Annotated in this window: 23 protein-coding genes and 2 pseudogenes; 9 read left to right on the top strand and 16 right to left on the bottom strand. The window is 71.4% G+C overall.

Annotated features, from left to right (window positions below):
- Positions 1-29: 29 nt before the first annotated feature.
- From IH09_RS21070 to IH09_RS21045, 6 genes are read right to left on the bottom strand one after another with little or no spacing between them, the layout of a single operon-like run.
- Complete coding sequence (locus IH09_RS21070) at positions 30-1652, bottom strand: serine hydrolase (protein ID WP_052858654.1); 1623 nt, start codon at positions 1650-1652, stop codon at positions 30-32.
- Entirely contained in the window at positions 1649-2509 is an 861-nt protein-coding gene (locus IH09_RS21065; protein WP_052858652.1) for a class I SAM-dependent methyltransferase, read from the bottom strand. Before IH09_RS21065 ends, IH09_RS21070 begins: the two co-directional genes overlap by 4 nt.
- Positions 2506-3618 (bottom strand): Gfo/Idh/MocA family protein, encoded by a 1113-nt coding sequence (locus tag IH09_RS21060; protein WP_052858650.1) that lies wholly within the window; start codon positions 3616-3618, stop codon positions 2506-2508. Before IH09_RS21060 ends, IH09_RS21065 begins: the two co-directional genes overlap by 4 nt.
- 9 nt (positions 3619-3627) lie before the next feature.
- Positions 3628-4935, bottom strand: coding sequence for a B12-binding domain-containing radical SAM protein (locus IH09_RS21055; RefSeq protein WP_052858648.1), 1308 nt, complete (start codon positions 4933-4935; stop codon positions 3628-3630).
- Between the two features lie 13 nt (positions 4936-4948).
- Positions 4949-6070, bottom strand: a complete 1122-nt coding sequence (locus IH09_RS21050) for an ABC transporter ATP-binding protein (RefSeq protein WP_052858646.1) — start codon at positions 6068-6070, stop codon at positions 4949-4951.
- A complete protein-coding gene (locus tag IH09_RS21045; protein WP_318279509.1) occupies positions 6060-7688 on the bottom strand; it encodes a Rossmann-fold NAD(P)-binding domain-containing protein in 1629 nt (542 codons plus the stop codon). Before IH09_RS21045 ends, IH09_RS21050 begins: the two co-directional genes overlap by 11 nt.
- A 78-nt stretch (positions 7689-7766) precedes the next feature.
- On the opposite strand from IH09_RS21045, the gene IH09_RS39190 reads away from it, so the two are divergent.
- On the top strand, positions 7767-7934 hold the full coding sequence (locus IH09_RS39190) for a hypothetical protein (RefSeq protein ID WP_165484817.1): 168 nt from the start codon (positions 7767-7769) through the stop codon (positions 7932-7934).
- On the opposite strand, the gene IH09_RS21040 is transcribed toward IH09_RS39190, so the two are convergent.
- On the bottom strand, positions 7918-10680 hold the full coding sequence (locus IH09_RS21040; protein ID WP_052858642.1) for a helix-turn-helix transcriptional regulator: 2763 nt from the start codon (positions 10678-10680) through the stop codon (positions 7918-7920). The two genes, IH09_RS39190 and IH09_RS21040, sit on opposite strands and share 17 nt — an antisense overlap.
- Before the next feature lie 88 nt (positions 10681-10768).
- Positions 10769-11230 (bottom strand): annotated as a pseudogene (locus IH09_RS40015) (hypothetical protein); the annotation flags it as partial.
- Positions 11231-11453: 223 nt separating this feature from the next.
- Here IH09_RS40015 and IH09_RS21030 point away from each other — a divergent pair.
- Positions 11454-12272 carry an isocitrate lyase/PEP mutase family protein gene (locus IH09_RS21030; protein WP_052858637.1) on the top strand — a complete coding sequence of 273 codons (819 nt, stop codon included), beginning with the start codon at positions 11454-11456 and terminating at the stop codon, positions 12270-12272.
- Between the two features lie 100 nt (positions 12273-12372).
- Here the strand turns inward: IH09_RS21030 and IH09_RS21025 are convergent, their stop codons facing one another.
- On the bottom strand, positions 12373-13005 hold the full coding sequence (locus IH09_RS21025) for a UbiX family flavin prenyltransferase (RefSeq protein WP_052858634.1): 633 nt from the start codon (positions 13003-13005) through the stop codon (positions 12373-12375).
- A 74-nt stretch (positions 13006-13079) separates the two neighbouring features.
- Positions 13080-14480, bottom strand: a complete 1401-nt coding sequence (locus tag IH09_RS21020; protein ID WP_205379247.1) for a UbiD family decarboxylase — start codon at positions 14478-14480, stop codon at positions 13080-13082.
- A gap of 244 nt (positions 14481-14724) precedes the next feature.
- Between IH09_RS21020 and IH09_RS21015 the strand changes: the two genes are divergently transcribed.
- Both IH09_RS21015 and IH09_RS21010 read left to right on the top strand, forming a co-directional pair.
- Entirely contained in the window at positions 14725-15714 is a 990-nt protein-coding gene (locus IH09_RS21015) for an Lrp/AsnC family transcriptional regulator (RefSeq protein WP_318279508.1), read from the top strand.
- Positions 15715-15792: 78 nt separating this feature from the next.
- Positions 15793-15999, top strand: a complete 207-nt coding sequence (locus tag IH09_RS21010; protein ID WP_131124113.1) for a hypothetical protein — start codon at positions 15793-15795, stop codon at positions 15997-15999.
- A 59-nt stretch (positions 16000-16058) separates the two neighbouring features.
- On the opposite strand, the gene IH09_RS21005 is transcribed toward IH09_RS21010, so the two are convergent.
- The gene (locus tag IH09_RS21005; RefSeq protein WP_052858627.1) at positions 16059-16631 is read right to left on the bottom strand and encodes a VOC family protein; all 573 of its coding nucleotides are present in this window, start codon (positions 16629-16631) and stop codon (positions 16059-16061) included.
- 73 nt (positions 16632-16704) lie between these two features.
- On the opposite strand from IH09_RS21005, the gene IH09_RS39185 reads away from it, so the two are divergent.
- The gene (locus tag IH09_RS39185) at positions 16705-16848 is read left to right on the top strand and encodes a hypothetical protein (protein ID WP_165484816.1); all 144 of its coding nucleotides are present in this window, start codon (positions 16705-16707) and stop codon (positions 16846-16848) included.
- 188 nt (positions 16849-17036) lie between these two features.
- Positions 17037-18368: a lanthionine synthetase LanC family protein gene (locus IH09_RS21000; RefSeq protein WP_110952467.1), complete on the top strand. Its 1332-nt coding sequence runs from the start codon at positions 17037-17039 to the stop codon at positions 18366-18368.
- A 454-nt stretch (positions 18369-18822) separates the two neighbouring features.
- On the opposite strand, the gene IH09_RS20995 is transcribed toward IH09_RS21000, so the two are convergent.
- The gene (locus tag IH09_RS20995) at positions 18823-19557 is read right to left on the bottom strand and encodes a dienelactone hydrolase family protein (RefSeq protein WP_052858625.1); all 735 of its coding nucleotides are present in this window, start codon (positions 19555-19557) and stop codon (positions 18823-18825) included.
- Positions 19558-19971: 414 nt separating this feature from the next.
- On the opposite strand from IH09_RS20995, the pseudogene IH09_RS20990 reads away from it, so the two are divergent.
- Together IH09_RS20990 and IH09_RS40675 are read left to right on the top strand one after the other, a co-directional pair.
- A pseudogene (locus IH09_RS20990) lies at positions 19972-20934 on the top strand (phosphotransferase family protein); the annotation flags it as partial.
- Between the two features lie 227 nt (positions 20935-21161).
- Positions 21162-21377 carry a hypothetical protein gene (locus tag IH09_RS40675; protein ID WP_381529117.1) on the top strand — a complete coding sequence of 72 codons (216 nt, stop codon included), beginning with the start codon at positions 21162-21164 and terminating at the stop codon, positions 21375-21377.
- A 22-nt stretch (positions 21378-21399) separates the two neighbouring features.
- Here the strand turns inward: IH09_RS40675 and IH09_RS20985 are convergent, their stop codons facing one another.
- The 4 genes from IH09_RS20985 to IH09_RS20970 all read right to left on the bottom strand — a co-directional run bounded on the left by IH09_RS20985 (position 21400) and on the right by IH09_RS20970 (position 24788).
- On the bottom strand, positions 21400-22215 hold the full coding sequence (locus IH09_RS20985; protein WP_052858765.1) for an SDR family NAD(P)-dependent oxidoreductase: 816 nt from the start codon (positions 22213-22215) through the stop codon (positions 21400-21402).
- Positions 22216-22879: 664 nt separating this feature from the next.
- Positions 22880-23284, bottom strand: a complete 405-nt coding sequence (locus IH09_RS20980; RefSeq protein WP_052858623.1) for a nuclear transport factor 2 family protein — start codon at positions 23282-23284, stop codon at positions 22880-22882.
- A gap of 53 nt (positions 23285-23337) precedes the next feature.
- Positions 23338-24096: an SDR family oxidoreductase gene (locus IH09_RS20975; protein ID WP_110952464.1), complete on the bottom strand. Its 759-nt coding sequence runs from the start codon at positions 24094-24096 to the stop codon at positions 23338-23340.
- Positions 24093-24788 carry a type 1 glutamine amidotransferase domain-containing protein gene (locus IH09_RS20970; RefSeq protein ID WP_052858620.1) on the bottom strand — a complete coding sequence of 232 codons (696 nt, stop codon included), beginning with the start codon at positions 24786-24788 and terminating at the stop codon, positions 24093-24095. The genes IH09_RS20975 and IH09_RS20970 overlap by 4 nt, the downstream gene beginning before the upstream one ends.
- A gap of 1143 nt (positions 24789-25931) precedes the next feature.
- Between IH09_RS20970 and IH09_RS20965 the strand changes: the two genes are divergently transcribed.
- A complete protein-coding gene (locus IH09_RS20965; protein ID WP_052858617.1) occupies positions 25932-26177 on the top strand; it encodes a hypothetical protein in 246 nt (81 codons plus the stop codon).
- Positions 26178-26576 lie beyond the last annotated feature (399 nt).

Raw genomic sequence — 26576 nt, 5'->3', positions numbered from 1 at the left:
GTGTGCGGGCGTTTCAAGGGGCCCGGGCATCAGGTCAGCCGGAGGTCCTGGTAGACGGCGTCACCGATGGTGATCATTCGTTCCTGGTGCTCTTCCTGCCAGGTCTTGCCGTTGAGGTGCAGCGCGACCACCAGGCCGGCGTCCGGGTCGGCGAAGGCCGCCGAGGTCCACAGCCCGTAGTGGCCGAAGGTGCGCGGCGAGGCGTGGCGGCTGAAGGCCGTGCACGCGTCGCCGAGGTGGCGGGACTCGACGCGGAAGCCCAGCCCCCAGTCGGCGTTGCCGAACGGGTCCACCAGGCCGACCCGGTGGTGCGCGGTGAGCGCCATGACGGTCTGCGGCAGCAGGATGCGCCCGTGGCGCCCCCGGCCGCCGTCCGCCAGCGCGGCGAAGAACAGCGCCAGGTCGGACATCGGCCCGCGGATGTTCAGGCCGGGGATGGGCCGGGTGCAGGATGCCGCGGTGGCGTACCAGTGGGTGGGCTGGGCCGGGAGACCGCCGCCGGTGATGTGGATGAGTGGCAGCCGGTCCGCCTCGGCGCGGTACTCCTGCGGGGTGAGCACCACGCGGGTGTCGGTCATCCCGCAGAGCGCCAGGATCTCCTCGGCGAGATAGCGCTCGTAGTCGCGTCCGTCCACGGCGCGGACGACCTCGGCGATCAGGAACCACGCCCACCACGGCCCGTAGTTGATCCGCGCGCCGGGGGGCGTCCCCGCCGGGACCGTCATGTTCCGCAGCAGCTCACGGCGGAGCGCGACCGGGGCGGCCATGGCCCCGTGCAGCGGGTCCAGGCCCATGGGGACGGCCGAGGTGTGGGTGAGCAGTTGGTAGAGGGTGATCCGTTCGCGGCCGTCGCCGTCGTACCAGGGGAGGTAGCGTGCGACCGGCGCCGCCGGGTCCAGCAGGCCCCGCTCCCACAACTGGCCGATCGCCACCGCGCCCAGCGTCTTGGAGCAGCAGTACCAGATGGGCAGGGAGGCGCGGGTGAAGGGCACTCCGGGGCGGCAGCTGCCCAGAGCGGCGGAGACGGTGGTGCCGCTCGGGACGTGGCTGACGTGGAGCTGGGCACCGGGGGTGGTCCGGCCGAGTTCGGCGCGCAGGGCGGCCACCGTACGGGGCAGCGCCTCGGTGGCGGCGCGGACCGCGTCGGCCTCGGCGTCCGGCGCGGTGACCGCCGCGGCGGCGCCCGGCCACGGGCCCGCCGCCTGCGGCGCGTCGGCGGTGAACCCGCGCAGCCGGGCCAGCGCCCCGGACGGGTCCTGTTGCAGCAGCCGGTCCAGGAAGAAGATGAAGAGGAACACCCCTTCCAGGACCAGCCGTCCGTGCTCGAAGAGCCGCACCCGCCGCTCGGCGTCCCCGAACAGCAGGACGGCGGCCTCCTCGTGCCGGAGGGTCAGGACGAGGGTGGGCCGTTCGTCCCATTCGCCGGCGCGGAACCACAGGGCGCCGGTGGCCAGATCCGTCAGGACGAGGATCTGCCCGGCCACCCCGGCAGGCGGATCGGTCAGGCGCAGGCCGAGCCGGAGGGCCTCGCCTTCCGCGGGCCGCTGCCCGGCCGTGGCCTCGGCGTGCCGCAGCCACTCCCGGGAGAACAGCGGGTGGGCGGCGGGTGCCGCCGTACGCGACTCGTGCGGCGCTGTGCAGGCGGCGCTCACCGAGCGGCCTCGGCGACGGTGAAGCGGACGGTGTTCCGGCTGGTCAGGCTCCCGTCGGGGGCGCGCAGTCCGGCCAGCTCGGCCTCGACCGCCTTGACCGCGTCGGCCATCGCGTCCTCGGGCACGCTCTCCCAGAACTGCCGGCCCGCGGTGGACCACACCCACTGCCACCACTGGTGGGGGCCGCGGAAGCGGGTGACACAGGTCCGCTCCACGGTGTCGACGGAGCTGAAGCCCTCCTCGGACAGCATGGCGTGCAGGTCCTCGACGGAGCGGAACGGGCTGTCCGGCGGGAGCCGGTGGGAGGAAGCGCCGCCGTAGGGGGCACTGGCGGCGAAGACCGGGTTCCAGCGTTCGTCCTGGCGGCCCCACCAAGAGATGGCGAACCGGCCGCCGTCGGCAAGGAGCCGGCGGTAGCGGGCGGCCGCGGCCCTGGGGTGGGGGAAGAAGAACATCGAGATCCCGGCGAGTACCGCGTCGAAGGTGCCGTCGACGGGCGGTCCGGGCTCCCAGTGGGCGGTCTCGGCGTCGGCGACGAGGGCGCGGGCGTTGCCCAGCCCTTCCTCCGCGATGGCCGCGCGGGACCGCTCCACCATGCCCGCGGACAAGTCGATGCCGGTCACCGAGCCGCTCGGCCCGACGGCCCGCGCCGCGGGAACGAGCACGGCGCCGGTGCCGCACCCCACGTCCAGGACCCGCTCGCCCTCCCGGACGCGGGCCTCCGCCACCAACTGGCGGCCGAGGGCGTCGAAGTGCGAGACACCGACCTTTTCGTACGTCGGGGCGCTGCGGTCGAAGAGCCGGGCCAGGGCCTCCTTGTGCTCGTCCGGCGCCGGGTGCCGAAGGGTCCCGCTCATGGGGTCCTCCCCTTGTCCTGTGTGAGGTTGCCGCTCTCGTCGAGCCGTACGGTGCGCCCGGTGCGGGCGGAGGTGTACACGGCGTGCACCACCGCCACCGCCCGCCGTCCCGCGGCGCCGTCGACCAGGGGTGGCCGGCCGGTGCGGACCGCGTCGCAGAAGTCGGCGAGCTGGTCGCGGTGGGGCTGGTGGAGCAGGCCGATGCGGTCGCGCGGCGGGGGCTCCGGCGGCGGCGGGCACCGGTCGGCGGCCTGGTTGCCGTCGCCGTACGCGCCGTAGGCGGCGGGCCGCTCGCCCTCGCGGGCGGCGTGGAAGTAGGCCAGTTCGTCGTTGTCGATGACGACCGATCCGCGCTCGCCGTTGACCGCGACCCGGGTGGTACGCCCCGGGTAGGCGGCGGTGGTGGCCAGCAGCGCGCCGAGCGCGCCGCCGGCGAACTTCAGGCTGGCGGTGGCCACGTCCTCGACCTCGATGCCGTCGTGGGCGAGCCGGCCGGTGTGGGCGGCGGCCTCCACCACGGGGCCGGCCAGCCACTGGGCGAGGTCGACGGCGTGCACGGCCTGGTTCATCAGGGCGCCGCCGCCGTCCAGGGCGCGGGTGCCGCGCCACTGCCCCGACGCGTAGTAGGACCGCGCCCGCCACAGGGGAACCTCGATGAGGACCGAGGTGATCCGGCCCAGGGTGCCGTCCTCGATGGCGGCCCTGGCCACTTCGGCGGCGGGGTCGAAGCGGTGCTGGGAGATGACGCCGAGGGTGCGGCCGGTGTGCCGGGCGGCGTCGATCAGCCGGTCGGCGGCCTCCAGGGTGACGTCGATGGGCTTTTCGACCAGGACGTGCTTGCCCGCGCGCAGGGCTGCGGTGCCCAGTTCGGCGTGGGTGCCGGAGGGAGTGCACACGGCGACGGCGTCGATGTCCGTGCGGGCCAGCAGCTCGGGGACGGCCAGTGCCTCGCAGCCCAGTTCGGTGGCGAGCCGGTGTGCCTGTACCGGGTCCCGTCCGGCGACCGCCACCAGAGTGGCCCGCTCACGCAGCGGGCCGTCAGGCCGGGCCAGCAAGCGGCCGAGGAAGCCACCGATCGAGCCGCAGCCGAGGATGCCGAAGCGCAGCACGGCGCCTCCTCAGCCCGTCACCGGGGCGATGGCGTTGCCCAGGTAGTTGGGGAGTTCGGTGAGCCGCCGCTGCTGGTGGTCCAGGTCGGTGGGGTAGGCGGCGCGGTAGCGGCGGGTGACCTCCTGGACCTCACGCCAGGTGGCGGGCTGCACCCCGCCGTTGTACTGGGGCGCGAGCTGGTCGTAGAGGGTGGTGCCGGGCCGCAGATAGAGCTGGTTGATGCCGAACCAGGCGGGCAGCTTCGCGGCCCAGTCGACCAGGCGGCCGGAGATGCACGCCTGGTCCTGCGGCAGCCCCAGCAGCACGAAGGCGAAGGGGGTGATGCCGGCGTCCCGCAGTTTGAGGACGGCCTCCTCGATCTGTGCCTCGCTGACCCGCTTGTGGACGCCGGTGTCGGCGATGGCGGGCGATTCGGCGCCCAGCCACATGCCCTGGCAGCCGGCCCGCGCCCAGGCGGTGACGTCGTTCTTGAGGACGACCTCGGCGCGGGTCTGGCCGACCCAGCCCACCCCGCGGCCCTCCAGCCGGGCGCACAGCTCGCCGTAGAAGGTGCGGTTGATGCCGAAGACGTAGTCGAGGAAGAACACGAACTCCAGGCCCGCGGCCTGCTGGGCCTCGATCTCGCGCACCACCCGGTCCAGCGGCTGGTTGCGCATCTTGGTGCCGAACGGCAGGTGACAGAAGGTGCAGCCGTAGGTGCAGCCGCGGGCGGCGAGCACCATGCCGCAGGGGCCGGGCAGCGGCAGCCCACCGGAGATGACCTCGGCCGTGTAGTCGGCGGTGGGCACCAGGTCGTAGGCGGGGAAGGCGAGTTCCTCCAGGGGGAGGTTGGGGAAGGGACGGGGGCGGGGCTCGGGTGAGTCCAGCAGGTTGTGCGGGGTGGCGGCGCCCGGGAGCACGGGTGCGTCGGCGCCGGCCAGCAGGGCGCGGACCGCGCCGACGGTGGCCGAATCGGTCTCGCCGCAGGCGATGTGGTCCACGCCCAGCTCGGCGCGGGTGGAGGCGGGCAGGTGGGTGCCGTGCGGGCCGACCGCGACGGTGCGGGCCGTGGGGTAGCGGGACGCGGCGCGCTCGACGGCGGCCCGTACGGAGTCCAGCTCCAGCGGGTAACACTGGGCGCGGTCGGCGATCGCGGAGAAGACGACCAGCAGGTCGCACTCCTCACCGTCGGGCGCCTCCTGGAGCCGCTGGTCCCACACGGTGACGGTGTGGCCCTCCGCCCTCAGTTGGCCGGCGGCGGTGACGGCGTCCAGGGGGAGCTGGATGAAGTACTGGTCGAACTTGTTGCTGGGGATGACGAGGCAGATCCGGCTCATGGGCAGTTCACTCTCACAGTCGGGTCGGCAGGGCGGCGGGGGTCGGGGGGCTGGAGGGTGCGGGGCGTTCGGTGCGGGCCAGTTCGGCCAGCCGGCCGATGCGGTCGAGGGACCGCAGGTCCAGCGCGGGGCGCGGGCCGGGGCCGAGCAGGGCCGCGATGCCGTGCCGCAGCGCGTTGTCCATCGGAGAGTCGGGGATCAGCCACTCTCGGTGACCGTGCGGCCCGTCCATGGTCAGCCGGTGGGTGTTGCGGGGCAGCCGGGTGCCGTTGGGCAGGAAGACCGGGTCGAGTTCCAGGGTGAGGAGGACCGGTCCGGCCTCGATCCGGGCCAGCCGCAGCCGGCTGTCGGCGGCGGGTGCGGTGCGCCGGGCCCAGGAGGGCGCGGGGGCCGCGTGCGGGGCGTCGGGGCCGACGATGGTGGAGTACAGCTCGACCTCGACCTCGCCCGCGAGGCCGGCACCCGCGCTCAGTGTCGTGGTGTCGTGGGCCGCGGTGCTGACCAGGTGGGGGTCACGGGCGATCCGTACGGCCTGTGGCTCGGGCCCGGCCAGCAGATAGTGGTCGAAGGCCCGGGCGGGCAGGAAGCCGCCGAGGACGGCGAGCATGTGCAGCCACTCGTAGCCGAAGACGCCGTAGTCGAGGTCGACGAAGCGGCCGGCCGCGATGTCCTCGCGGCGGTCCTTGCAGAAGGCGACGCGGATGGCCGCCACCGGGTGCCGGGGGGCGAATTCGGCGCGTACGGCCTCAAGTATGGCGGGGGCCTTGGCGTGCGCGTACTGGTTCATCACCACCAGCCGGGCCCGGTCGTACGCGCCGAGCAGCGCGGTGAGTTCGGGGCCCTCCCAGGACCGGCAGGCCGGCTTCTCCAGCAGGATGCGGGCCTCGGGGTCGCGGGCGAGGACGGCGGCCACGGTCTGTACATGGCCGGCGGTCGGGGTGCAGACCGACCAGACGTCCACCGGCCGGTCCGTGGACAGTTCCCCCACGGTGGCGGCGGTGGGTAAGGGGGTGCCGCGGCCGGGGGCGGTGGGGTCGACGACGGACACGGATATGCCCATGGCGTCGAGCAGTTGGCGGTGCAGCCGGCCGGCCACGCCGTGGCCGACGACGCACACATGCGGCCTACCGGGCATGGGCGTCCTCACCGGAGGTCTCAGCGGTGCCGGCGAACGCTCCGGTGCCCAGCGGGGCGGACCGCGCGCACAGGTACTGGGTGTAGTACGCGTCGAACAGCCCGGCGTCGTCGATGATCCGGTCCACCGGCTCCAGGTGGAGGCCGGGCGGGAACCGCTCCGGATCGCGGCAGAGGGCGAGCGCGGCGAGCAGGGTGCCGGCGCGGTAGGCGTCGTAGCCGCGGTTGGCGATGCCCTCGTACTCGAAGAGGTTCAGCGAGCGGCCGTCGCCCAGCACGGTGGCGGTGGTGGCGTGCGGCAGGTCGTAGCGCACGCCGACGTGCGGGATGCGCTGCGCGGTGGCACCGGGGTAGCCGTCGGTCAGCACGCTGAAGTCCTTGGTGGCGAAGCCGGCCAGCAGCACGCCGTCGGGCAGCAGCGGCACGTCCTCGGCGGTGACGGCGGTGCCGCCGCTGCTGCCGAGGATGAGGAACGGCCGCTGCCGGTCGAGGGCCTCGGCGATGCTGCGGTGGGTCTCGAAGCCGTCCTCGGCGGCGGTGATCAGCGCCAGGATGTCGGTGTCCACCACGGCGACCCGGCAGCCCAGCGCCCGCAGCGAGCGGGCCGCCCGTGCGCCCAGGGTGCCGTAGCCCAGCAGCAGGACGTGCCGGCCGATGAATTTCTGGCCGGGCACGATCGCCCGCAGCCGGCGCACGCAGGAGTCGGCGATCTCGTTGTAGCCCAGCCGTGACTTCAGCTGGGAGCGGGCCATGTTCAGTACGGGGACGGCCAGTTCGCCGGGGGCGGCCGTGATGCGCTTGAGCCCGCTGACCGTCAGTTCGATGGCGGCGTCCACCCGCGGTCCCGGTCCGTCGGCGCCGTAGCCCTGGGCGAGCAGGCCGCCGTCGTCGATGACCAGGACCTTGCGGCCGGCGGCGTGCGCCCGGCGGACGAAGTCGGCCACCTGGGCGTCCACCGCCCGTGCGCGGGCCGCTTCCGCCGCTCCGGCCGTGCCGTTGATGACGGAGTTGTCCAGGGTGTCGCTGGCGTAGCCGCGGCGCAGGAACCAGGAGTGCACCCGCTCGCGGTGCTGCGTCCGGTCGCCCTTGGACAGCGCGAAGATCCACTCGGGGTCGAGTCCGGCGCGCTCCATGGCCAGCAGGAAGCCGACGCTGTTCTCCACATAGTGGTCCCGGAAGATCAACGCCCATCCGGCGAGCGCCGGTTCGGGCCGGGCATAGCGGTCCGTCAGCGGCATGCCGGCCGCGATGGCGGCGGCCTCGGCCGCGGTGTAGCACCGGGCCCGCCGACCGATCGCCTCGGTCAGCGCGGTGAACAGGTCGCGGGCCCGCTCCGAGGGGGCGCCGGAGGCGGTGAGCACGATCCGGCGGGCCCCCGGCCCGTCGAGGACGGGGTCCAGGGTGCCGGGCGGCTGGTCGGACAGCGGCCGGCTGCGGATGTCCAGCCGGTCGCCGCCCACCCGCACCGTGTACTGGCCGGGCCCGTGCACGGTCAGCTCGGGTCGCGCCGGCGCCCCGCCGTGGCCGTCGAGGACCGCGCGCACGGCCGCCAGCAGGTCACCGGCGCCGAGCGGGCCCTCCAGCACTTCGCACGGGCCCGGCGGATGAGGATCCCCCACTCCCCCGCCGGGGACGGTGCGACGCGAAGTAACATCAGATACCGACATATATCCACCCACGCCAGGCGTGCATTCCTCGTGAGAACGGACTTGCTGCGGCTGGGCCGGAACCAGGAGGCGCTCCTGGTCCGGCTGGTGTTCTCAGGTCAGCCTGCCGTGCGGGGGATCTTGACGGCCATCGTGGAGATCCACGATCCCGGTGGTCGCCCGGCGCGGGCGACGGCCCTGGTCAGCCGGATGCGATGAGGCTCCGCGCGCCGGAGGAGGCCGCCGCGCCCGCCCCGGTCAGCCGGGAGGCGAGCTGGGTGCGGCGGGTCACGCCGAGTTTGCGGTAGGCGTGGGTGAGGTGGGTCTCCACGGTGCGGCGGGCCAGGTGGAGCACCTCGCCGATCTGGGCGTTCGTCTGGCCCTGGGCCGCCAGCTCGACGATGCGCCGCTCCGCCCGGGTGAGTGCGGCGCTGCCCGTGGTGTCCCGGCGGGTCCCGCGGGCGCCGCTGGCCCGCAGGGCGTTACCGGTGGCGCGGAGCAGGCGTCCGGTGGCGGGCGCGTCCGGGTGGCCGGCGGGGTCGGCGGGATCGGGGGCCAGCAGGCGCAGTGCCAGGGCGTGGGCCTCGTGCAGGTCCTCGCGGCCCTTGCGGCTGTTCCCGGCGTCGATCCGCGCGCGGCCCAGGTCGAGGAGGGTCTCGACGAGTTCGACGGGGGCCGGTGCGGTCCGCAGCACGGCCACGGCCTCGCTCAGCGATTCGAGCCCCCGGCGGCCGCCCACGGCCGCGGCACGGGCCCGCAGTGCCCGGCTGACCGTGCGGGGTGTCCCCCAGGTCCGCGCGTGGCGCAGTTCCTCCTCGGCGAGGTCCAGGGCTCTCGCCGGCTGTCCGAGTCCGACCAGGGCGAGGGCGGCGCCGGAGCGCCAGGGGGTGGCCACAGGGCTGACGAAATCGCGGGCACTCTGGCCGCGGCCGCAGGACAGGTAGTCGTCGAGGGCGGCCTGCCAGTTGCCCTCGGCCATGTGCAGAAAGGCTCTGGCGCAGTGCAGTTCGTTCCATTCCCAGGAGCTGCCGGCGCTCTCCTCGTCGAGGCCGGCCAGCAGCCGCCGGGCGTGGGCACGGTGGCCGAGTTCGCAGTGGGCGAGTGCCACCATGGACACCAGGTGGGGCATGCGGATCCCCTGCCCGGCGCACGCGGCGAGGAGCGGGGCGTTCTCGGCGATCACGCGCCGGAAGTCACCGGCCCACAGGGCCGCTTCGGCCCGTACGCTGATCAGGCACTGTCGGCCGATGTCCGTCAGATCCGGGAGCGCGGGCGAGGCGGGGAGGGCCTCTTCGGCGAGGGCGCGTGCCTCGTCCAGCCGGTCGGCCCACTGCAGCAAGGTGGCCGCGGTTCCCAGCCAGCCGTCGCGGAGCCGGGGGTCCACCGGTGCGGCCAGCCGTGGCAGCACACGGCCGAGGGCCTCGGCCGCCGACAGCCGGCCGGTCCCGACCTCGTACTCGGTGACCAGGCCGTAGGCGAGCGGCTCGACGGCGGCGGGGGCCGTCGCCGCCAGTTCCCGCATGCGGGCGACGGCGTTGCGCCACGCGACCGCGTCGTGCGAGGCCATGACGGCGGCGGTGGTCTGCAGCACGCGGTCGAGCTCGCCGTCGTCCACGGCGCTGCCCACTTGGCTCATGACGCGCATGGCGGTGTCCGTGCGGCCCCGGGCGACGAGCGCCGCGCCGAGGGCGGGTGCGACAGCGGCGCGTTCACGACGGTCGGCGTGCAGCTCCAGCGCCGCGCGCAGCCTGCGGATGCCGGCATCCGCGCTGTGGGGCAGCTCCAGGGCGCCGAGGCGCAGGGTGAGCCCGGCGCGGCGGGCGGGGGCGAGCTGAGCGGTGAGGGCGTGGCGGAGGAATGCGGTGGCCTCGTCGACCCGGCCGCCGCGTACGGCGTCCTCGGCCGCGTCCTCCAGGGACTGCGTCATCCACTCCTCGCCGGGCCGGTCGAGGTGGAGCAGTTGGGCGGCGACGTCCGCCGTGGGCGCGCCGCGCTCGTCGAGCAGGCGGGCGATACGGCCGCGCAGCGCGCCCAGTTCGGCCGGATCGGCCGCCGCCAGGGCGGCCTCGCGTGCCAGCGGGTGGGCGAAGAGGCGGCGGAGGGCGGACGCGCCCGCGGACGCGGCGCGGTGGTCCGGGCAGAGGCCGGCGGCCTCGTGGAGCAGGGCCCCGCCGAGCAGCGCGGCGCCGTTCCCGGCCACGGCGAGCGCCAGGGAGAGGCGGCGCGACCACGGGGTCGCCCGGGTCCGTATCCAATGGACGATCGCGTCGCGGTAGCGGCTTCCGCCCAGCTCGGACAGGCTGCGGGGCAGTGACCCCTCGCGGAGGTCGGCGAGGAGGGCGTGCACCAGCACCGGATTGCCGGCGCACGCCCGGATACACAACTCGGCCCGGTCGGCGCCGTGTCCGCGGGCGGACACCAGACGGGCCACGGCCTCCGGGCCCAGCGGGCGGAGCAGCACGGATGTGCCCGTCGCACCGGGCAGCGCGGCGGTGCCCTTCTCCCGGCACTCGGTCAGGACCAGCAGCACGGGCAGGTCCGCCAGCCGACGGGCCAGGTAGCCGAGCCAACGGCGTGACGCCATGTCGGCATCGTGCAGGTCGTCGACGGCCAGAAGTAAGGACCGGCGGTCGGCGGTCCGCGCCAAGCGGGTCACAAGGCGGTGGAAGACCATCTGCTCCTCGGCCGCCGGCAGGTCCGCGAAGGGCACCTCCCCGTCCTCGGGAAAAAGCTGGCGCACGAGAGCGAAGGGGAACCCCGACTCCTCCGGCGAACAGTCCGCGCGCAGCACACGCATCGCCCCGCCCGCCGCCTCCCGCTCCGTCACCTCCCGCAACAGGGCGGTACGGCCCGTCCCCGCCGCCGCACCGAACACCAGCCAACGGCCCGCACCGGACCGCGCGGACTCTCCGGCTCTCGCCGCGGCCGCCAGCGCTTCCTCGCGTTCGAGAAGCACACTGCCCATACCCACACTCCTCCATCTCGGTGCACACGACGCCCCTCGGTGCAAGGCGCCCGAGATGAATACTGCATGCCGAAAGTCGCGAAATCCCCTATTCCGGGCCAGCGTTCTCTCCGAGGGATATCCCGCATGGCCTGGCCGGACACGTGATGGTCTTGATGTGGGTGACGTGGCGTCGGGACCGGGCCGGGTGGTACATCGCGGCGACCGCACGGTGCCTATTGAGGCGGTTGACACCGCACTCGACGGAGCGTCTCTGCCTGCGGACCGTCTTGCCGCAGGCCGGCAGGCGGCCACCGGCGGAGCCGCGGTTCTTGCGGTTGCGGAGCTGGTCGGTCCGCTCCGGCTTCGGAGCCCGCTGCATCAGTGCCGCGGCGGCTTCGGCGAGCGTAGCTTTCTCGCGCAGCAGCGCGTACATCACTTCCGTGAGCGGCATGGTGATGTCGTAAGCGCGGGCGAGATCGAGGAGTGCTCCCGCAGTCTTGACGCCCCCGGTGGTCTGCCGGGTCGCGGCAGCGGCCTCGGCGACGCTCATGACCTGGCCAAGGTGAGTGCCGAAAAATGTTCCTCGCGCTCAGCATGTCTCATGGGACATCCGGCGCGAAGCGAGCAAGGTGTCTGGCCTGGAGCTTAGTGGTCGGCTCTGGAAGTCCTTCGGAGGCCGACTCCGGAGCCAGGGCCATGCGTGCCGGTGCGCCAGGCGCCCGCGGGTGGGGTCGACGTCCGAGTCGGATTCTTGCCAGAAGGCGGGCAGCAGCCGATGTTTGATTGTGCGCATGACCATCGCGCAGCCGGACAACGCCCGCCTTTTCCGCTCCCTGCACACCCCCACTGAACCTCTCGCGCTCCCCAACGCCTGGGACGTCGCGAGCGCCCGCGTCATCGAAGCCGCGGGCGCCGCTGCGATCGCCACGACCAGTGCCGGCGTCGCCTGGTCACTGGGTTCTCCAGACGGCGACATCCTTACCCGGGACCGGGCGCTGGAAGTGATCGGCCGAATCGTCGCTGCCGTCGCGGTTCCGGTCACCGCCGATATCGAGGGCGGGTACGGGACGGATGCCGCCGGCGTTGCCGAGACCGTGGCCGGGGTGCTCGCGGCGGGCGCCGTCGGCGTCAACATCGAGGACGGCACCCGACCCCCGACGGAGCTCGCGACACGGCTGGCTACGGCCCGGCAGACCGCCGACCGGGCAGGCGCGGACCTGTTCCTCAACGCCCGAATCGACACCTTCCTGTCCGGGCTCGGTGCCCCGGACGCCCGTCTCAAGGAAACCTTGTCCCGGGCGCGCATGTACGTCGATGCGGGCGCGGACGGCATCTTCGTCCCCGGCGTCACCGACACCGCCACCATCGACGCACTGGCCAGGGGCATCTCCGTACCGCTGAACGTCATGGCCGGCCCCGGCACCCCGACCGTTGCCGAGCTCGGTGTCCTCGGCGTGGCCCGCGTCAGTCTCGGATCGGGCGTGGCACAGGTCGCCTACGCTGCCGCCCGCCGCACCGCGCAGGATCTCTTCGGCACCGGCGGCTACGACTCCCTCACCCAAGGCATGGCCTTCCCGGAGCTCAACGCGCTGCTCTCCGACCCCCACTGACCCTGGTCGAGTCGGGCAGCGCGGCCAGGGCGGTCATCCTGCCCGCGCCATCGGTCAGGATGGCCGCCCTCGTCCGCCGTCTGCGCCATCGGCCGCTCCGCTACCGCCGGTCCACGTCCGACATGGGTCCGTGGCTGCGCGTTTCGGCCAGGCCCTGCCACCGCTCCGCGATGTCCGCGGTGCCCTCGGGGAGGTCGAACTGGTCGAGGATCCGCATGACGATGTGATCCACGAGGTCGCTGATGCCGTTCGGGATGTCGTAGAAGGCCGGCATCGGGGGGACGATGCGGGCTCCCATGCGGGAGAGGGCGAGCATGTTCTCCAGATGGATCTCGTTGAGCGGCGTCTCCCGTGGCACGAGGACCAGCGGGCGGCGTTCCTTGAGGGTGACGTCGGCCGCGCGGGCGATGAGGTTGTCGGCCAGGCCGTGCCGTACCGCCGCGAGCGTCTTCATGCTGCACGGGACGATGGCCATGCCCGCAACCGGGAAGGAGCCGGAGGAGATCGTGGCGCCCAGATCGCCGAACTTGTGCGTCACATCGGCGAGTTCGGCGCAGTGGCGGCTGCTGTAGGGCGTCTCCACCTCGATGGTGGAGCGGGCCCAGGTGCTCAGTACGAGATGGGTCTCCACGTGCGGCACCTCCCGCAGGATTTCCAGCAGGCGGACAGCGAGCGGGGCCCCGGTGGCACCGGTGACTCCGATGATGAGGCGGGTGGGGGAAGCGGTGGTCACGGCGGGCTCCTGATACGGCGGGGAGAGGACGGGCCGGTGGGAGGGGCGCACCGCCCCTCCCTCGCGGTGTCGGGCTACATCGTCAGGACGCCTGCCCAGCGCTTGCGCAGCTCGGTGCGGGTCGTCTCGTCGACGCGGTTGGCTGCCGGGTACTGGTCCTTCCAGGCGAACGGTTTGGTCGCGTCGATCAGCACGATGCCCATCGACAGGTCGCCGGCGGCGCGTTTGCCGGGCGACAGCCGTGGGTCGATGGCGGTGGTGGGTGTGCGCAGCACCTGGAGGGATTCGGACGGATCGACGCGGGTGAACATCGCCCACAGGACGTGGTGGATGTCGGTGATGTCGATGTCCTCGTCGACGACGACGAAGTACCGTTCCATGCCGCCGGTGCGTTTGCGGCCGGCGGCCGCGAGCAGGGCGTGCATGGCGTCGCCCGCGCCGGTCTGTTCGATGGAGATGACCATCATGAGCTGGCGGGCGTAGGCCCACACGCCTTTGATGTTCTGGACGCCGGATGCTTCCAGGTGGTCCCAGGTCACTGATGCCGAGTACAGCGGGACGGCTTGGTCGCCGGCCGGCACGGTCGGGAGCATTGGCGGGGCGCCGAGGATGATCGGGTTGTTTCGGTGCATGATCCGGTTGACCCGGACCACGGTTTCCTGGCCGGAGTGGGTGTAGTAGCCGGTCCATTCGCCGAAGGGCCCCTCCAGCACGGACTCTTCCTCGACCGGGGGCAGTTCGCCTTGGATCACGGTCTCCGCGTAGGCCGGTATCGGGAGGTCGCTGCCTGGTGCGTACAGGACCTCGACGCCCTGTCCGCGGAGTCCGCCGGCGAGGTCGTACTCCGACATGCCGGACGGTGCGGCGATCGCCGCGGCGGTCGACAGGATCGGGTCCTGGCCCACCACCACCGCGATCGGGCAGGTCAGGCCGCGCTTCCAGTACTTCTCGGCGATCGCCTTGGCGTGCCGGTTGCCGAGCATCCACAGCGAGAGCCGGTCGGGGCCCTGGACGCAGGCCCGGTAGGTGCCGACGTTGACCCAGCCGTTGTCGGGGTCGCGGGTGATGACCATGCAGGCGGTGCCGATGTAGCGGCCGCCGTCCCCGTCGTGCCACCGCGGCGTGGGGAAGACGCCGAGATCCACATCGTCGCCGACCAGGACGTTCTCCAGGACCGGGCCGGTGGGGACCTCCACCGGGGGGACGGGTTCGAGCTGCTTGCTCAGGTCCTTCCAGGCCCGCACGATGTCGAGTTTCGGGGTGTCGCGCGGCAGTCCGAGCGCGACCGCGGTACGGGCGGCGGTGCCCATGAAGTTGGTGAACACGCGGTGCCCCGCCGGGTAGCCGGGGATGTTGTCGAACATCAGGGCGGGGCCTTCCTTCTCCGCCATCAGTTCGGTGATGCCGCCGATGTCCAGGTCCCGGTCAGCGCCATCGATCCGCAGGACCTCGTCCTCCCCGAGCGTCTCGGTCATGTGGTCGATGTAGTGCCGAAGGTCACGGAATGCGTTCATATGTCGTCGGAGAGGCCGAACGGTACGTCCGTGCCTCCCCTCCTCCTCTTCTTCTCTTTGCTGACGGCGGCGGCTGCGCCTGGAGCGGATGCCCGCGGGGGCGGTCACCGGGCGGGCTTGCGTCGTCAGGATCCGGACCGGCCGGGAGGGGTGCAACGAGTCCGGACGCAGATGCCGGTTATTACGCGAGATAGGCTTGGGAGGCGTGGAATACCTCGATCTCCAGCTCATTCATGCACTACAGATCGATGGCCGTGCACCACTGCGCCGGATTGCCTCAGTGCTGGGCGTCTCCGACCAGATGGCAGCCCGCCGCTACGCCCGGCTGCGGGAGCAGGCCGGGCTCCGGGTCATCGGCCGGCTCAATCCCCGGCCCGTCGGGCAGACCGTGTGGGCACTGCGGCTTCAGTGCGTCCCCACCACCGCGCTCGGCCTGGCCCACGCACTGGCCGAGCGCGAGGACACCCGATGGGTCCAACTCGCCTCCGGCGGAACCGAGGTCATCTGCCACCTCGCAGTGCACAGCGACAGCGACCGGGACGCGCTGCTGATGGACAGGCTCCCGTCGAGCCGCCGGGTCACCTCGATCACCGCCCACCGCATGCTGCGGCTCTTCAAGGGCGGCCCGACCACCTGGGACGGTCCCACTTCCGCACTGAGCCGGGAGCAGATGGACGCCCTCGCGCCCTCGTACCCGCTCCCCCATGCCCAGGCGGCGCCGGTGGAACTCACGGAGCTCGACCACGTCCTGCTCACCGCGCTGAACCGCGACGGCCGCGCGTCCCACGCCGCACTGGCCGCCGAGGCCCGCTGTCACGAGTCGACGGTGCGCCGCCGCATCACGCACCTGCGCACGGCCGGAGCGCTCTTTTTCGTCCTGGACCTGGACGAGCGCCTGCTGGGTGACCCGGCCGGCACCGCCATCTGGATGTCGGTGCAGCCCTCGCAGCTTGCTGCCGCCGGCGCCGCGCTGGCAGGCCACCCTGAAGTGGCCTACGCCGCCGCCACTACGGGGCGGACCAACCTCCTGGCCAATGTCCTCTGCTCCGACGACGAGTCCCTCTACACGTACCTCTCCGACCGCATCGGTACTCTCCCGGGCGTCGACACGGTCGAGACCGCACCAATCATCCGCACCCTCAAGCGCGACGGCGCAGTCGCACGCAACGGCCCGAGACCCCGTAGTGCGCCGTGAGACGCTGGGCCCCGCGGTCACCGCCCTGTTCACGGAGTGGTCCGGCTGTCGTTCGGATCGACCTGTGGCGTCGTGCTCGTGGAGAGCGATGCGGAGGCGCTCACGGACGATGCCGTGTCCGGGGAGACCAGGGACCTTTTCGCGGAGCGGGCCGGGTGCGATCCCCGCGAACTGCCCATCCCGTACAAGCACTTCAGGGTCCGGCCACCGCGCGTGCAGACATGGCGGGAGGAGAACGAGCTGCCGGGGCGGGAGCTCATGCGTGACGGCGTGTGGGCGCACTGACGCGCCGAAGCCGTGCCTCCGTCCACCGCTGCGGTGGGCGGAGGCATGGCTTCGGTGCGTCAGGCGGAGGTGGCGACTCGGCGGTCGGCCGCGGTCTTCGGGGCGTCGGTGACGTTGTGCTCCTCGCCGAGCGGCTTGTCGACCCAGCAGGCGAACTCCAGGAGGATTCCGTCCGGGTCCTGGAAGTAGCAGGACCGGACGTAGACGCCCTTCTGCATCCGGGGAGCGACGGTCGAGGCACTGTTGTCGTGGTTCATGACGGGACTGACCTTCACGCCCTTGGCCGTGAGCCGGGCGTGGTACTCCTCGAACCGCTCCGCCGGCACATGGAAGGCGACGTGGTTCATCGAACCGACCGCGCTGACGAACTCCCCCGTGCCGGGCAGGCTCTTCGGAGCGGAGATTCCCGGCACACCGTCGGGCGCGTCCGCGAACCAGAAGAACGCCACGGCGTCACCGCCACCGCAGTCGAAGAAGAAGTGCTGCCCCACCCCGCCGGGAAGCTCGATCGTCTTGATGAGCGGCATGCCCAGCACGCCCGAGTAGAAGTCGACGGTTCGCTGCATGTCCGAGCAGACGAGCGCCAGATGGTTGATGCCCCCGAGCTCGAACTCACTGTTCTTGGACGTCATCTCTCCAGGACCTCCCGTTGATATCAGCCGCGAACGACCCGGACCGGAAGCCGAACGCAGCACGGCGAATACGGTGGCAAGTCTGACATCCGGACCGGCGGTCAGCCTGCCGGCCCTCGCGATGCGGGCAGTCCCTGCCGAAGTCGAGCAGCATCCGCTCACCGCACCGCACGTGACCGCACTGCCGACGCTCGGGCAGAAGGGCGACCTGTCATGAAGCCGAAAGCCGCCCCTGGGCGGTACGGGTTGGTCGCTTCTGGTGCAAGGCTGCTGGAAGCATCGGTTTTGCTGCGGTTCGCCGGTGGTGCGGCTGGCTGGCCTCAGCGTGGTGCGAAATACCGGCCGATGAGTACCTGGTGCGAAGCCACCTGGGCGAGTTCCGTACCGCATGCCACAGTGGGCGCCATGACGGCGACGGAAGCGACGAACGTAGCGGCAGACGAGGTCGAAGCGCTGACAGTGAACGCGCTGCACTGGCTGCTCAAGAGCGCGCGGAAAACCGGGAACAACGGCCTCGCCTGGACCATCAAGCCCTCCGACAACGAGCCCAACCCCACGCTCTACAGCGGCACGGCCGGTGTCATCCCCGTCCTCCTGGAGGCATGGCGGCACTTCGGCGACGACCGGTACGGCGACGCCGCCCTGCGCGCAGCCCGCAGCGTGTCCGCTGCCGTTGTCGGCGGTTGGAAAGACAACTCCCTGTACTTCGGCCTGACAGGCATGGCGCTCGCATTGAGGGCGGTCCACGACGAACTCGGCGCAGCGGATGCCGCTGCCGCCGCGGATCGGACCCTGGCCCTGGTACGCGCACGCTTCGACGGGACACGCTGGGGCAGCTGGTTCGATCTGATGGGTGGCAACGCCGGCATCGGCCTCGGTGCGCTGGCGGTGGGCGATACCGACCTGGCTGTCCTCGCGGTGGAGCCCTACCTGCGCTCGGCCGAGCAGACCCCGGTAGGCGTTCACGGGGAAGCGCAAACGGGCAGAGCTGCTCGGTTTCACCACATCTCACATGGCACGCTCGGCATCGTGTACGCGCTGGCCCGCGTAGGCCGGGCCACCGCCCGCGCCGACCTGATAGAGCTGGCGCGAGCCGGTGCAGCAGACGTCGTGGCACGAAACGAAGCCGGCCCGGCCGGATTCCTCGTCCCCCACTCCGACCCGCAGAACCACCCCGAGCTCACCGAACGCTACAGCTACGGCTGGTGCCACGGCCCGGCCGGCGACGCCCAAGTCTTCCGGCTGCTGCGAGACGCACTCGACGACCCTGCATGGCAAGCCCTCGCCAATCGCTGCTGGCACACCGTGACCCACTCCGGTCTGCCACGCCGGCTGCGGCCCGGCTTCTGGGACAACAACGGACGGTGCTGCGGCACGGCTGGTGTACTGGCACTGGCCTGTGACCGGATGGCCGAGCAGAACGACCACCCGAACTTCGCGCGGCTCCTCGTCGCGGACATCATCTCCCGCGCCATCCGGGACACCGACGGCGTGCGATGGTCGAACCTCGAACACCGGGCCACCCCGAGCACCCTCGAACCCCGCACCGGCTGGGCGATGGGCAACGCCGGCATCGTACGCGAGCTGCTGCGCTTCGTACGGATCAGCAGGGGAGATGACCCCGCGTACGTCCTCGCCTGGCCGGACCAGCCAGCGGTGAATCAGACCGCAGCCGCCGTGCGCGTCCCACTTTGCGCAGAAGTGTTCATCCAGTGCCGAGAGGGCGATTTTCGCTAGCAGCGGCGCCGCGATTCCGCCTTGGGGCGTGCCGGTGTTCATGTCCCTGGTCTCGCCGTCGGCGGACATGATGCCCGCCTTCAGAAACGCCTTGACCAGGGCGAGAACCCGCTTGGCGTGGACGGCTCGCATCCGTGGGGTCTCCGACCCAATCGGAGGGCCTACCCGCCCGCCGCCGTCCTCGCCCGTACCCTCGGCATCGACATCACCGTCGCCGTCACCGTCGCCGTCAAATGGCAGCGAGCCGACGCCGGAGACTGGGCCGCATACGCCGCCGATGCGAGTAGCCGGGCATCAGCACAGCACAACTGGGCATAAGCAGAGCCCTATTACGACTGGACACTTTCTAAAACACAACTGGTGAGGGCGGGCTGCGCCCGCCCTCACACCGGCTCCCAAACATCGCGAGGACTTCGGAGACGTGCGCTTTGGGCTTGGTTTCCGGGCCGGAGCCTCAGCTGTTGGCCAGGGTGCGGCCGAGAAGGGGCAGCAGGCGGTCCCAGTGGCGCTGCAGTGCGGCGGGGTTGAAGGCGTCGGTGTCGGACATGGTGAAGCCATGGATGGTGCCGGGGTAGATCTCGGAGGTGTAGCCGACACCTGCGGCATCCAGGGCCTGGTTGAGCTCGCCGAGGGCCTCAAGTGTCATGTCGCCTTCGGCGTGGCCGAGGTAGACCTCAGCGGTGAGCTTGGAGAAGAGATCGGGCCCGTCGGCGCCCACGGGGCCATGGAATGCGGCGACGGAGGCCACCTGGCCAGGTTGGGCCGCGGCGGTGCGCATCGCCAGGAGGCCGCCTATGCAGTAGCCGGTCACCGCGACCGGTCCGGCGCTGACCTCGGGCTGAGTGGTGAGGAACCCGAGGTAGGCGTCGGCGTCGCTCAGGACACATTCGGTGGTGTGCGCCTCGATCAGGGGCATCAGCTGGGCGAAGACCGCGGGCCGGGCCTCCTCCCCGATGTGCTCGGGAAGTTCGATCACCGGTGCCGGGCCGTGCCGGTAGAAGAGGTTGGGGACGAGCACGTAGTACCCGTGCCCGGCCAGCTCGCGGGCCATCTCCCGCAGCACGGGCCGGATGCCGAAGCCGTCCGCGTACATCAGCACCCCCGGGTGCAGCCCGCCACCATCGGGAAAGGTGGCGAACGCGTCGGCCTGGCCGTCCGCGGTGGGAATCTGCAGTGTCTTGCTGGGCATGAACTCTCCTGTCGTGGTTGATGTGTCGAGCCTGTGATCAACACGACGGAGGCGGAGCCCGCGCAGCAGCACCAGATCCTCGGTCCAACAACGGGCCGGCACCGGCCCGTACGGCGCTCAGAAGAGCACCGGGTCACCAATCCGTGTGTGGCGCAATGCCGTCCCGGTAGTCATGGCCGCACAACATAGCCCACCGGATGAAGCCGCTGCCAGCCCCCAACCCCCAGTGCTGGGCGCGAGAATGACCTCGGTCAACACCTCGGGACCCTGAACCCGGTCGACGCGCTGCCCGTGACAGGGATACCCATCTTGTCTTGTGGCTGCACGGTCCTCACCGCACTGCGAAACGCTCCCATGCCGAAGGCTCCAAACGTGACCGAACCGGAGCCACTATTCCGGTCCGGACGCCATTGCGCCGACGACCGGCGGGAGTTCGTGGAGGCGGTGCTGACCGGCCTCGACGACCATGGCTGGACGGCCACGCGTGCGTGGGTGGCCAAGCAGCTCGGCAACGGCCGGTCGGTCGTCGACGTGCGCCTTCTGCCCAGCGGCTGGAGCTCCCAGATGCGCCGGCTCACGCTCGACGACGGCACGGATCTGGTGCAACGGACCTTCGTGAAGCCGTTCTTCCGACACCACGGTCCCGGGCTGCTGGCCCGCGAGGCGTCCGTCCTTGCGCTGCTCGCCGGGCAGGAGGGCATCCCGGCCCCCGGGTTCGTCGCTGTGGATACCACGGCCGAACACTGCGACCACCCGACCCTGTTGATGTCCGCGCTGCCGGGCCGCGTCCGCGTCGACGAGGACGACCTCGACCGGCGCCTGGACCTGCTCGCGGCCCAGCTCGTCCGCATCCATGGCGTCGTACCGGCCGAAAGGCCGCGCACCTACCAGGCGTGGACATCCCAGGACCGCGTCCGCACCCCGAACGGCCCCCTGTGGGAGCGGGCCGTGGACGTGATCCGCCGCAACCCGCCGCCGTACGAAGGCTGCTTCCTCCATCGCGATTTCCACCCCGGGAACGTGCTCTTCACCGGAACCGGGCCGGGGCTGCGGATAACCGGTGTCGTGGACTGGGTCGAGACCTCGTGGGGACCTGCCGACCTGGACGTGGCACACTGCTCGACCGCGCTCGCGCTGCTGCACGGGCCGGCGTACGGGCTGGACTTCCGCGAACGGTATGAGGCACACGGCGGCCGCGACCTCGCCACCGCCCCCGACCACCTGTACTGGCGGCTGCTCGACGCCCTGCACTACTGCCCCGACGCGGCGAAACTGGCCGGCCCGTGGCGTGACCTGGGGCGGGACGATCTGACGTCCGGGGTGCTGGGAGCACGGCTGGAGGCATATGTGGACGGACTGCTGCAACGATACGGCTGACCTGCCCTGGATCACTCGCCTGACACCGACCCCAGAAGGCGTGCGCATTGGCCGCCGTGGTGCTCGTTCACGGCCTGTATCACCGTCCCGAACACTTCACCCTGGTGGCAGAGCGCTTGCGGACCGCAGGAACCGAGGTCGTCGTTCCCTAGCTCCACCGGGGCTCATTGGCCTCTGCCACAGCCACGGTCCAGGCTGCGATCGACTCGCTGCCGGAGCCTCCAACCGTGCTCGGTCACTCCTACGGCGGGTCAGTGATCACCCGGGGTGCGCGGGGCGAGACACCTGGTCTATCTGACGCCCTTCGTGCCGGATGTCGGCGAGAGCGCGGCCGCGCTGGGTGGCGCGTCGTTGCAGCTGCCGCTGCGGCGCCGTCCAGGCACAGCCTCTTTCTGGGGCACTGGCCCCGCCATGGGTTCCTGGCCCCGCCACAGGCCCTGTGAAACGGGCCTGTCGGGTAGTCCGCTACAGGCGCGGGGTGCGCGCCTCGATTTGGTAGTCGAAGGCGGCACCGCCGACGCCGACCGTGGCCACCCCGCCGTCGACTGTGAGGACGGCCCCGTTGACGTAGGACGCGGCGGGCGACAGCAGCCAGTCGATCGCCTCGGCGACCTCCTCCGGATCACCCGGCCGCCTGGCGGGAGTCAGCCGGTTCGCCTCCTCGTACGCCGCCTCGGCACCGCCCGCCAGCCCTGCCTCCGCCGCGAACCGCGCCATCCGCTGATCGGCCATCTCCGTACGCACCCAGCCCGGGCACACCGCGTTGGCCCGCAGCCCCTGCGGCCCGTAGTCGACGGCGAGGGAGCGGCAGAGGTGGAGCAAACCCGCCTTGGACGTCGCATAAGCGGCGTTGCCGGCGCTGTTGCGGAGCGCGGCTACCGAGGCGACCGCGACCACCGCGCCGCGGGCCGCCAGCAGATGTGGCAGCGCGGCACGCAGCAGCAGGAACGGGCCGGTGAGGTTGGTCCGTATCAGCTCTTCCCAGTCCTCGACCGCGGTGTCGCCGACCGCGCCGCCCCGCCCGATTCCGGCGTTGAGCACCACACCGTCGAGTCTCCCGTAGGCCGTCACCGCCGTCTCGACGAGCTCGCGCACGGCCTCGGGGTCGGCGGCGTCGGAAGGGTGGGCCAGCGCTCCGGTCTCCTCGGCCACCCTGCGCAGTGGCTCGGGCCGCCGCCCGGAGATCACGACCTGGTGCCCGGCGGTGCGCAGCAACCGGGCAGTGGCGGCCCCGATTCCCGTTCCCCCACCCGTCACCAGGACAACACGCTGTTCCGACATGGTCATTCGCCTCCGAAGGTGGTCGACTTCCGGTTCCCCGTACTACGAGCATACGAAGCGCCGGCACCGCCGGGCCGACCGGATTGACAGCGGCCAAGATCATTTCCCCGCGTACTTTTCTGAACAAACCACGAGCAGCGGATGCGCCCCTTAATCCCCCTCAACCAGGCCCTGGCCCTGGCCACCGAGAATCCCGGCGGACCCGCCTCCGAGGGATTCCTCACGCACGCCAAGAACGCGCTGCCACTGGACAGTTGAACCCAAGCGCATGCGAGTTGAGTTGCCCCGCTTGTCCACGACCGGTGATCTCGCTGAACCGGGGCAGGCTGACTTCGACCGGGTCATTCCCTGAACTTGTCGCCAGGGCCCGGCATGTTGGTGGAACTCCGGGACCACGTTCGCTCCCCCGGCCGGAACGCCTGTACCGCGCCGAGCGCGCCGCCTACGTTGACGACGAGGGCATCGGCCACGACGTCCTCGCCCTGTACGCCACCGGTCACACCACCACGGGCACGCCGATGGACGAGTGGGATCGGCCCCAAGGGCTCGGCCTGTGGGACTTGGTCGACGTCGACGAAGAGGGGCAGGTCCGCGTCGACCCGGCCTCGTTCGACGAGCAGTGGACGAGCGGGGCCAACTCAGTTCACGCCCTGCATCCGGTGCATCAGGCCCTGGCGATGCTCCTGCCCGGCATCGGCTCCGCGAGTGCTGTCCGCCAACCGGGGGCGCCGAAGGTGTCCGCGAAGTACTGCGTCTCGTGCACGACATGCCCGTGGGCGAATTCCATGATGCTCACGGAGCGGCTGGGCACTCCGTCGTAGCTGATTACGCACTCGCTGACCCACAGGTCCCCGCCGCCGACGATCCGGTGGACGGCGAAATGCCGGTCGGCGGGGTGCCCGCCGCGTTGCGCCGAGATCGTCGTGCGGCCCCGGAATCGTTCACCTGACTGTGGGTAGTCGAGGATCGCGTCCGCAGCGTAGATGGCATGCTCGGCTTCTGTGTCCCCCTGTTCCGATGCCCGCCAGTGTTCCTCGATCGCGGCCCTGGTCCGGGCGTCAGGATCCATCGCGTTGTCCCTTCCGCACGCGGGCGAAGCGGGCCGGGGCGTGCGTATACCCTTCAGCGGCCGGCGCTCTGGCCGCCGTCCACATGCAGGATCTCGCCGGTGACGAAGGACGCCTGTTCCAGGTACAGGATGGCCTGGACGGCGTCGTCGACCTCTTCGATCCGCCCGAGTGGATGGCGGGCGATGAGTTCGGGCGTCACCTTCGGGTTCATCGGCGTGTGGACGACGCCGAGCGAGACGGTATTCACGCGGATGCCGTGCCCCGCGAATTCGATCGCCAGCTCCTTGGTGACCGCGTTCAGCCCGCCCTTGGTCAGCGACGCGAGCGCGCAGGGCACCTGTGAATTCGGCTGGTCGACCAGGGAGGTCGAAATGTTCACGAGGTGACCGCCGCCCTCGTCACGGGAGAGCATCGCGCCGATGGCACTGCGCGACACGTTGAAGAATCCGCGCAGGTTCACTCCGACGATCAGGTCGAAGTCCTCGTCCGTGTAGTCGGTGAACGGCTTGCCGATGTAGACACCGGCGCTGTTGACCACGGTGTCGATCCGGCCGAACCGGTCCATCGCCGCCCCTGTGATCCGCTCGCCGACACCGGACTCCAGCAGATCGCCGCGGCAGGCGAGCACCTGCGGATCACCGGAATCCGGTATAGAGCGGCTGGTGGCCACGACCGCGTACCCGAGGTCGCGGTAGGCAGTGACGATGGCCGAGCCGATGCCCCCGTCGGCGCCGGTGATGACCGCGACCTTCCGGCCCGGCCTGTGCGTGCGGGCACGCGCCCGGGCCGGATCGCTCCGGGACGGTTTCACTTGAGGATTTCCAGCATTCGGTTGCCCAGGACCGCGGCCGAGGCCGGGTTCTGCCCGGTGACCAAGTTGCGGTCCTCGACCATGTACGGCTCCCAGATCGGACCGCGGCTGAAGTTGACCCCGACCTTCTCCCGCACATCGGTCTCCAGCAGCCACGGCGCCCTGGAGGCCAGCCCGACGCCCTCTTCCTCCTCATTGGTGAAGCAGGTGACGTTGAAGCCCTTGAACGGCGACTTGCCGTGGATCCTGGTGGCCAGCATCGAGGCGGGGGCGTGACAGACGATGAACAGCGGGCTGCCCGAGGTCAGCTGCCGCGTCAGCAGCCGTCCGGCATCGGCGTCCCAAGCCAGGTCCGACATCGGACCGTGGCCGCCTGGCAGGTACACCGCGTCGTAGTCCTCAAGGCGGACGTCCGACAGCCGCAGCGGCCGGCGCATCACCTCCGCGGACCGGATCACGGCCTCCAGTTCCAGGGCACTGTCGTTTCCGCCGACCATCTCAGGACGCAGGCTCATCATGTCGACGGTCGGGATCACGCCGTTCGGGGTCGCGACGACGACCTCGTGACCTGTGGCCGTCAAGATCTTGTACGGGTTCGCGAACTCCTCGGCCCAGTAGCCCGTCGCATGCCGTGTGCCGTCCTTCAGCACCCAGTAACTGGCACCGCTCACGATGAAAAGCACCTTGGCCATGGCAGAGATCTCCTCTCGCGCACGCATGCGTGTTCGGCGGGACGACCGGTGACACGACTCGCCGCCGACAGCCCTCCCCCACCTTCCACCGTAGGCACGTATGCGTTGATTCGCCGCTTCGGCGTATTTTCTGCGCGGACCGCCTGGCGGAGTACTTCCCGGCCCCGGACTCCTCTCTCTGAACCACGACACTAGGCCGGGGCAGTTCGTCGAGGACATCGTGGGTAACGGGCCGCTCGTCACGGCCTATGCGTTCCAGGAGGTCACGGGCCTTGGAGCGGGAGACTCAGGAGAAGGCGACGTCGGGGCGCTCGGCGTTCGTCAACGCGTCGTGGAACGAGGTGAGTTCGGGGCGGATTTGACTTACCGACCAAGCGGCCTCCTGGCGACCAAGATTTACCTACACCATGTGAGTACGGCAACTACGGAAGGTTACGCTTCGTACACCGGCGGAGCCCAAGCCGAGTTGTCGACCGAGGTCAACGACCACGAACGACAACGCGATCCGGAAATGGTCCGCGCCGAGTTTCACAACTCCGGCAAGGCGTCCTCCCGGCGGGTCCCGGCGCCCGCAGCCTCACCGAGTTCTTCGCCGGCATCGACGAGAAGCCGGAGTCCGCAGCAGCGGCGCCGAGGGGCAGCGCAGCGACCGCGACGTGCTCAACCTGCCGACCAGAGGCGCCACGGTCCTCCACCTCGGGCCCGCGAATCACTGCTGGTTCACCAACCCGTCCCGGGCCCTCCGCCTCAAGTCGGCCGGCACCCCGGCAGCGGACCGGCCCCTGATCGGGATGTGTGACTCAGCCCGCTGTCCGCAAGCCACCCGCCACTCCTGCCACCGTCCCGTCCGGGCCGAGCGCGCAGAACGCAGAACCTAGAACGCAGAACGCCGAACGCGCCGAGATCTTCCTCAGCCAACTCGGCACCACCCGCAAGGCCGAACGCACCCGGCTCCAAGCCGATCACGACCGGGCCCTCCGTGTCGTCGCCGAGAGCGACGCCGCCGGCACCATCACAGATCCGGCACCATCACGGATGAGGAATCCGCAGGAGAATCCCCGCAGCCCAACGCACCGAGAACCAGAACCGCATCCGGGCCGCCATCGACCGGCTCCTCCGCGGAGAGATCCAGCCCGGCGGAAAGTGCGACATCAAGACCCTCGCCAACGAGGCCGGAGCAATCCGGCCCGCTGCGCGGACACCTACGGCGGCCTCCGGGCCGCCCAGGCGCTGGCCGCCCAGGCCGCCGGGCCGCGGGACGCGCTGACGCTGATGCATGACCGGGGCGAGGGTGAACTTCACTCCGCGACGTTGACGCGGGCGCTGCGCGCCCTGGACGGCGAGCGCCGGGCCCGGCTCGTCACGGTGCCGCCGCCCGGCGAGGCGTGACACCAAACCGCCCTGACCGCCCCGTACGGCCTAGCGCCCGCGGCCGGGATAAGGAGGCAAAGAGTTGCGCACGGCGCACCCACCGCGGTCAGCACCCGACGTGACGTCCCTGGTCCCGGGCTTGCCGGGCGGTGCGTCGTCAACGCAAAACGACACAACTGACCATTCGGCCCAAATGTGACCAATGTCATACACCGTGGTTCGGCTCGGCATCCGGGCGGTGGGTGCGTGACTATCCCTTCGACGACAAGCCCCGCCACCGTGACGGGGCGGTCCGGGCGGGCGCCTCATCCTGCCGCCGCACCGGATATCCGGTCGACGCTGTGGATCGGCAGGAGCGGAGGACCCGGGCACGACGGGGCCCCGGCCGCACCACGGGCCGGCGGGCTCCTTGGGGTG

It is taken from the genome of Streptomyces celluloflavus (genome assembly GCA_000720995.1).
GTDB lineage: Bacteria > Actinomycetota > Actinomycetes > Streptomycetales > Streptomycetaceae > Streptomyces > Streptomyces celluloflavus.
This window is presented reverse-complemented; position numbering and strand designations above follow the sequence as displayed.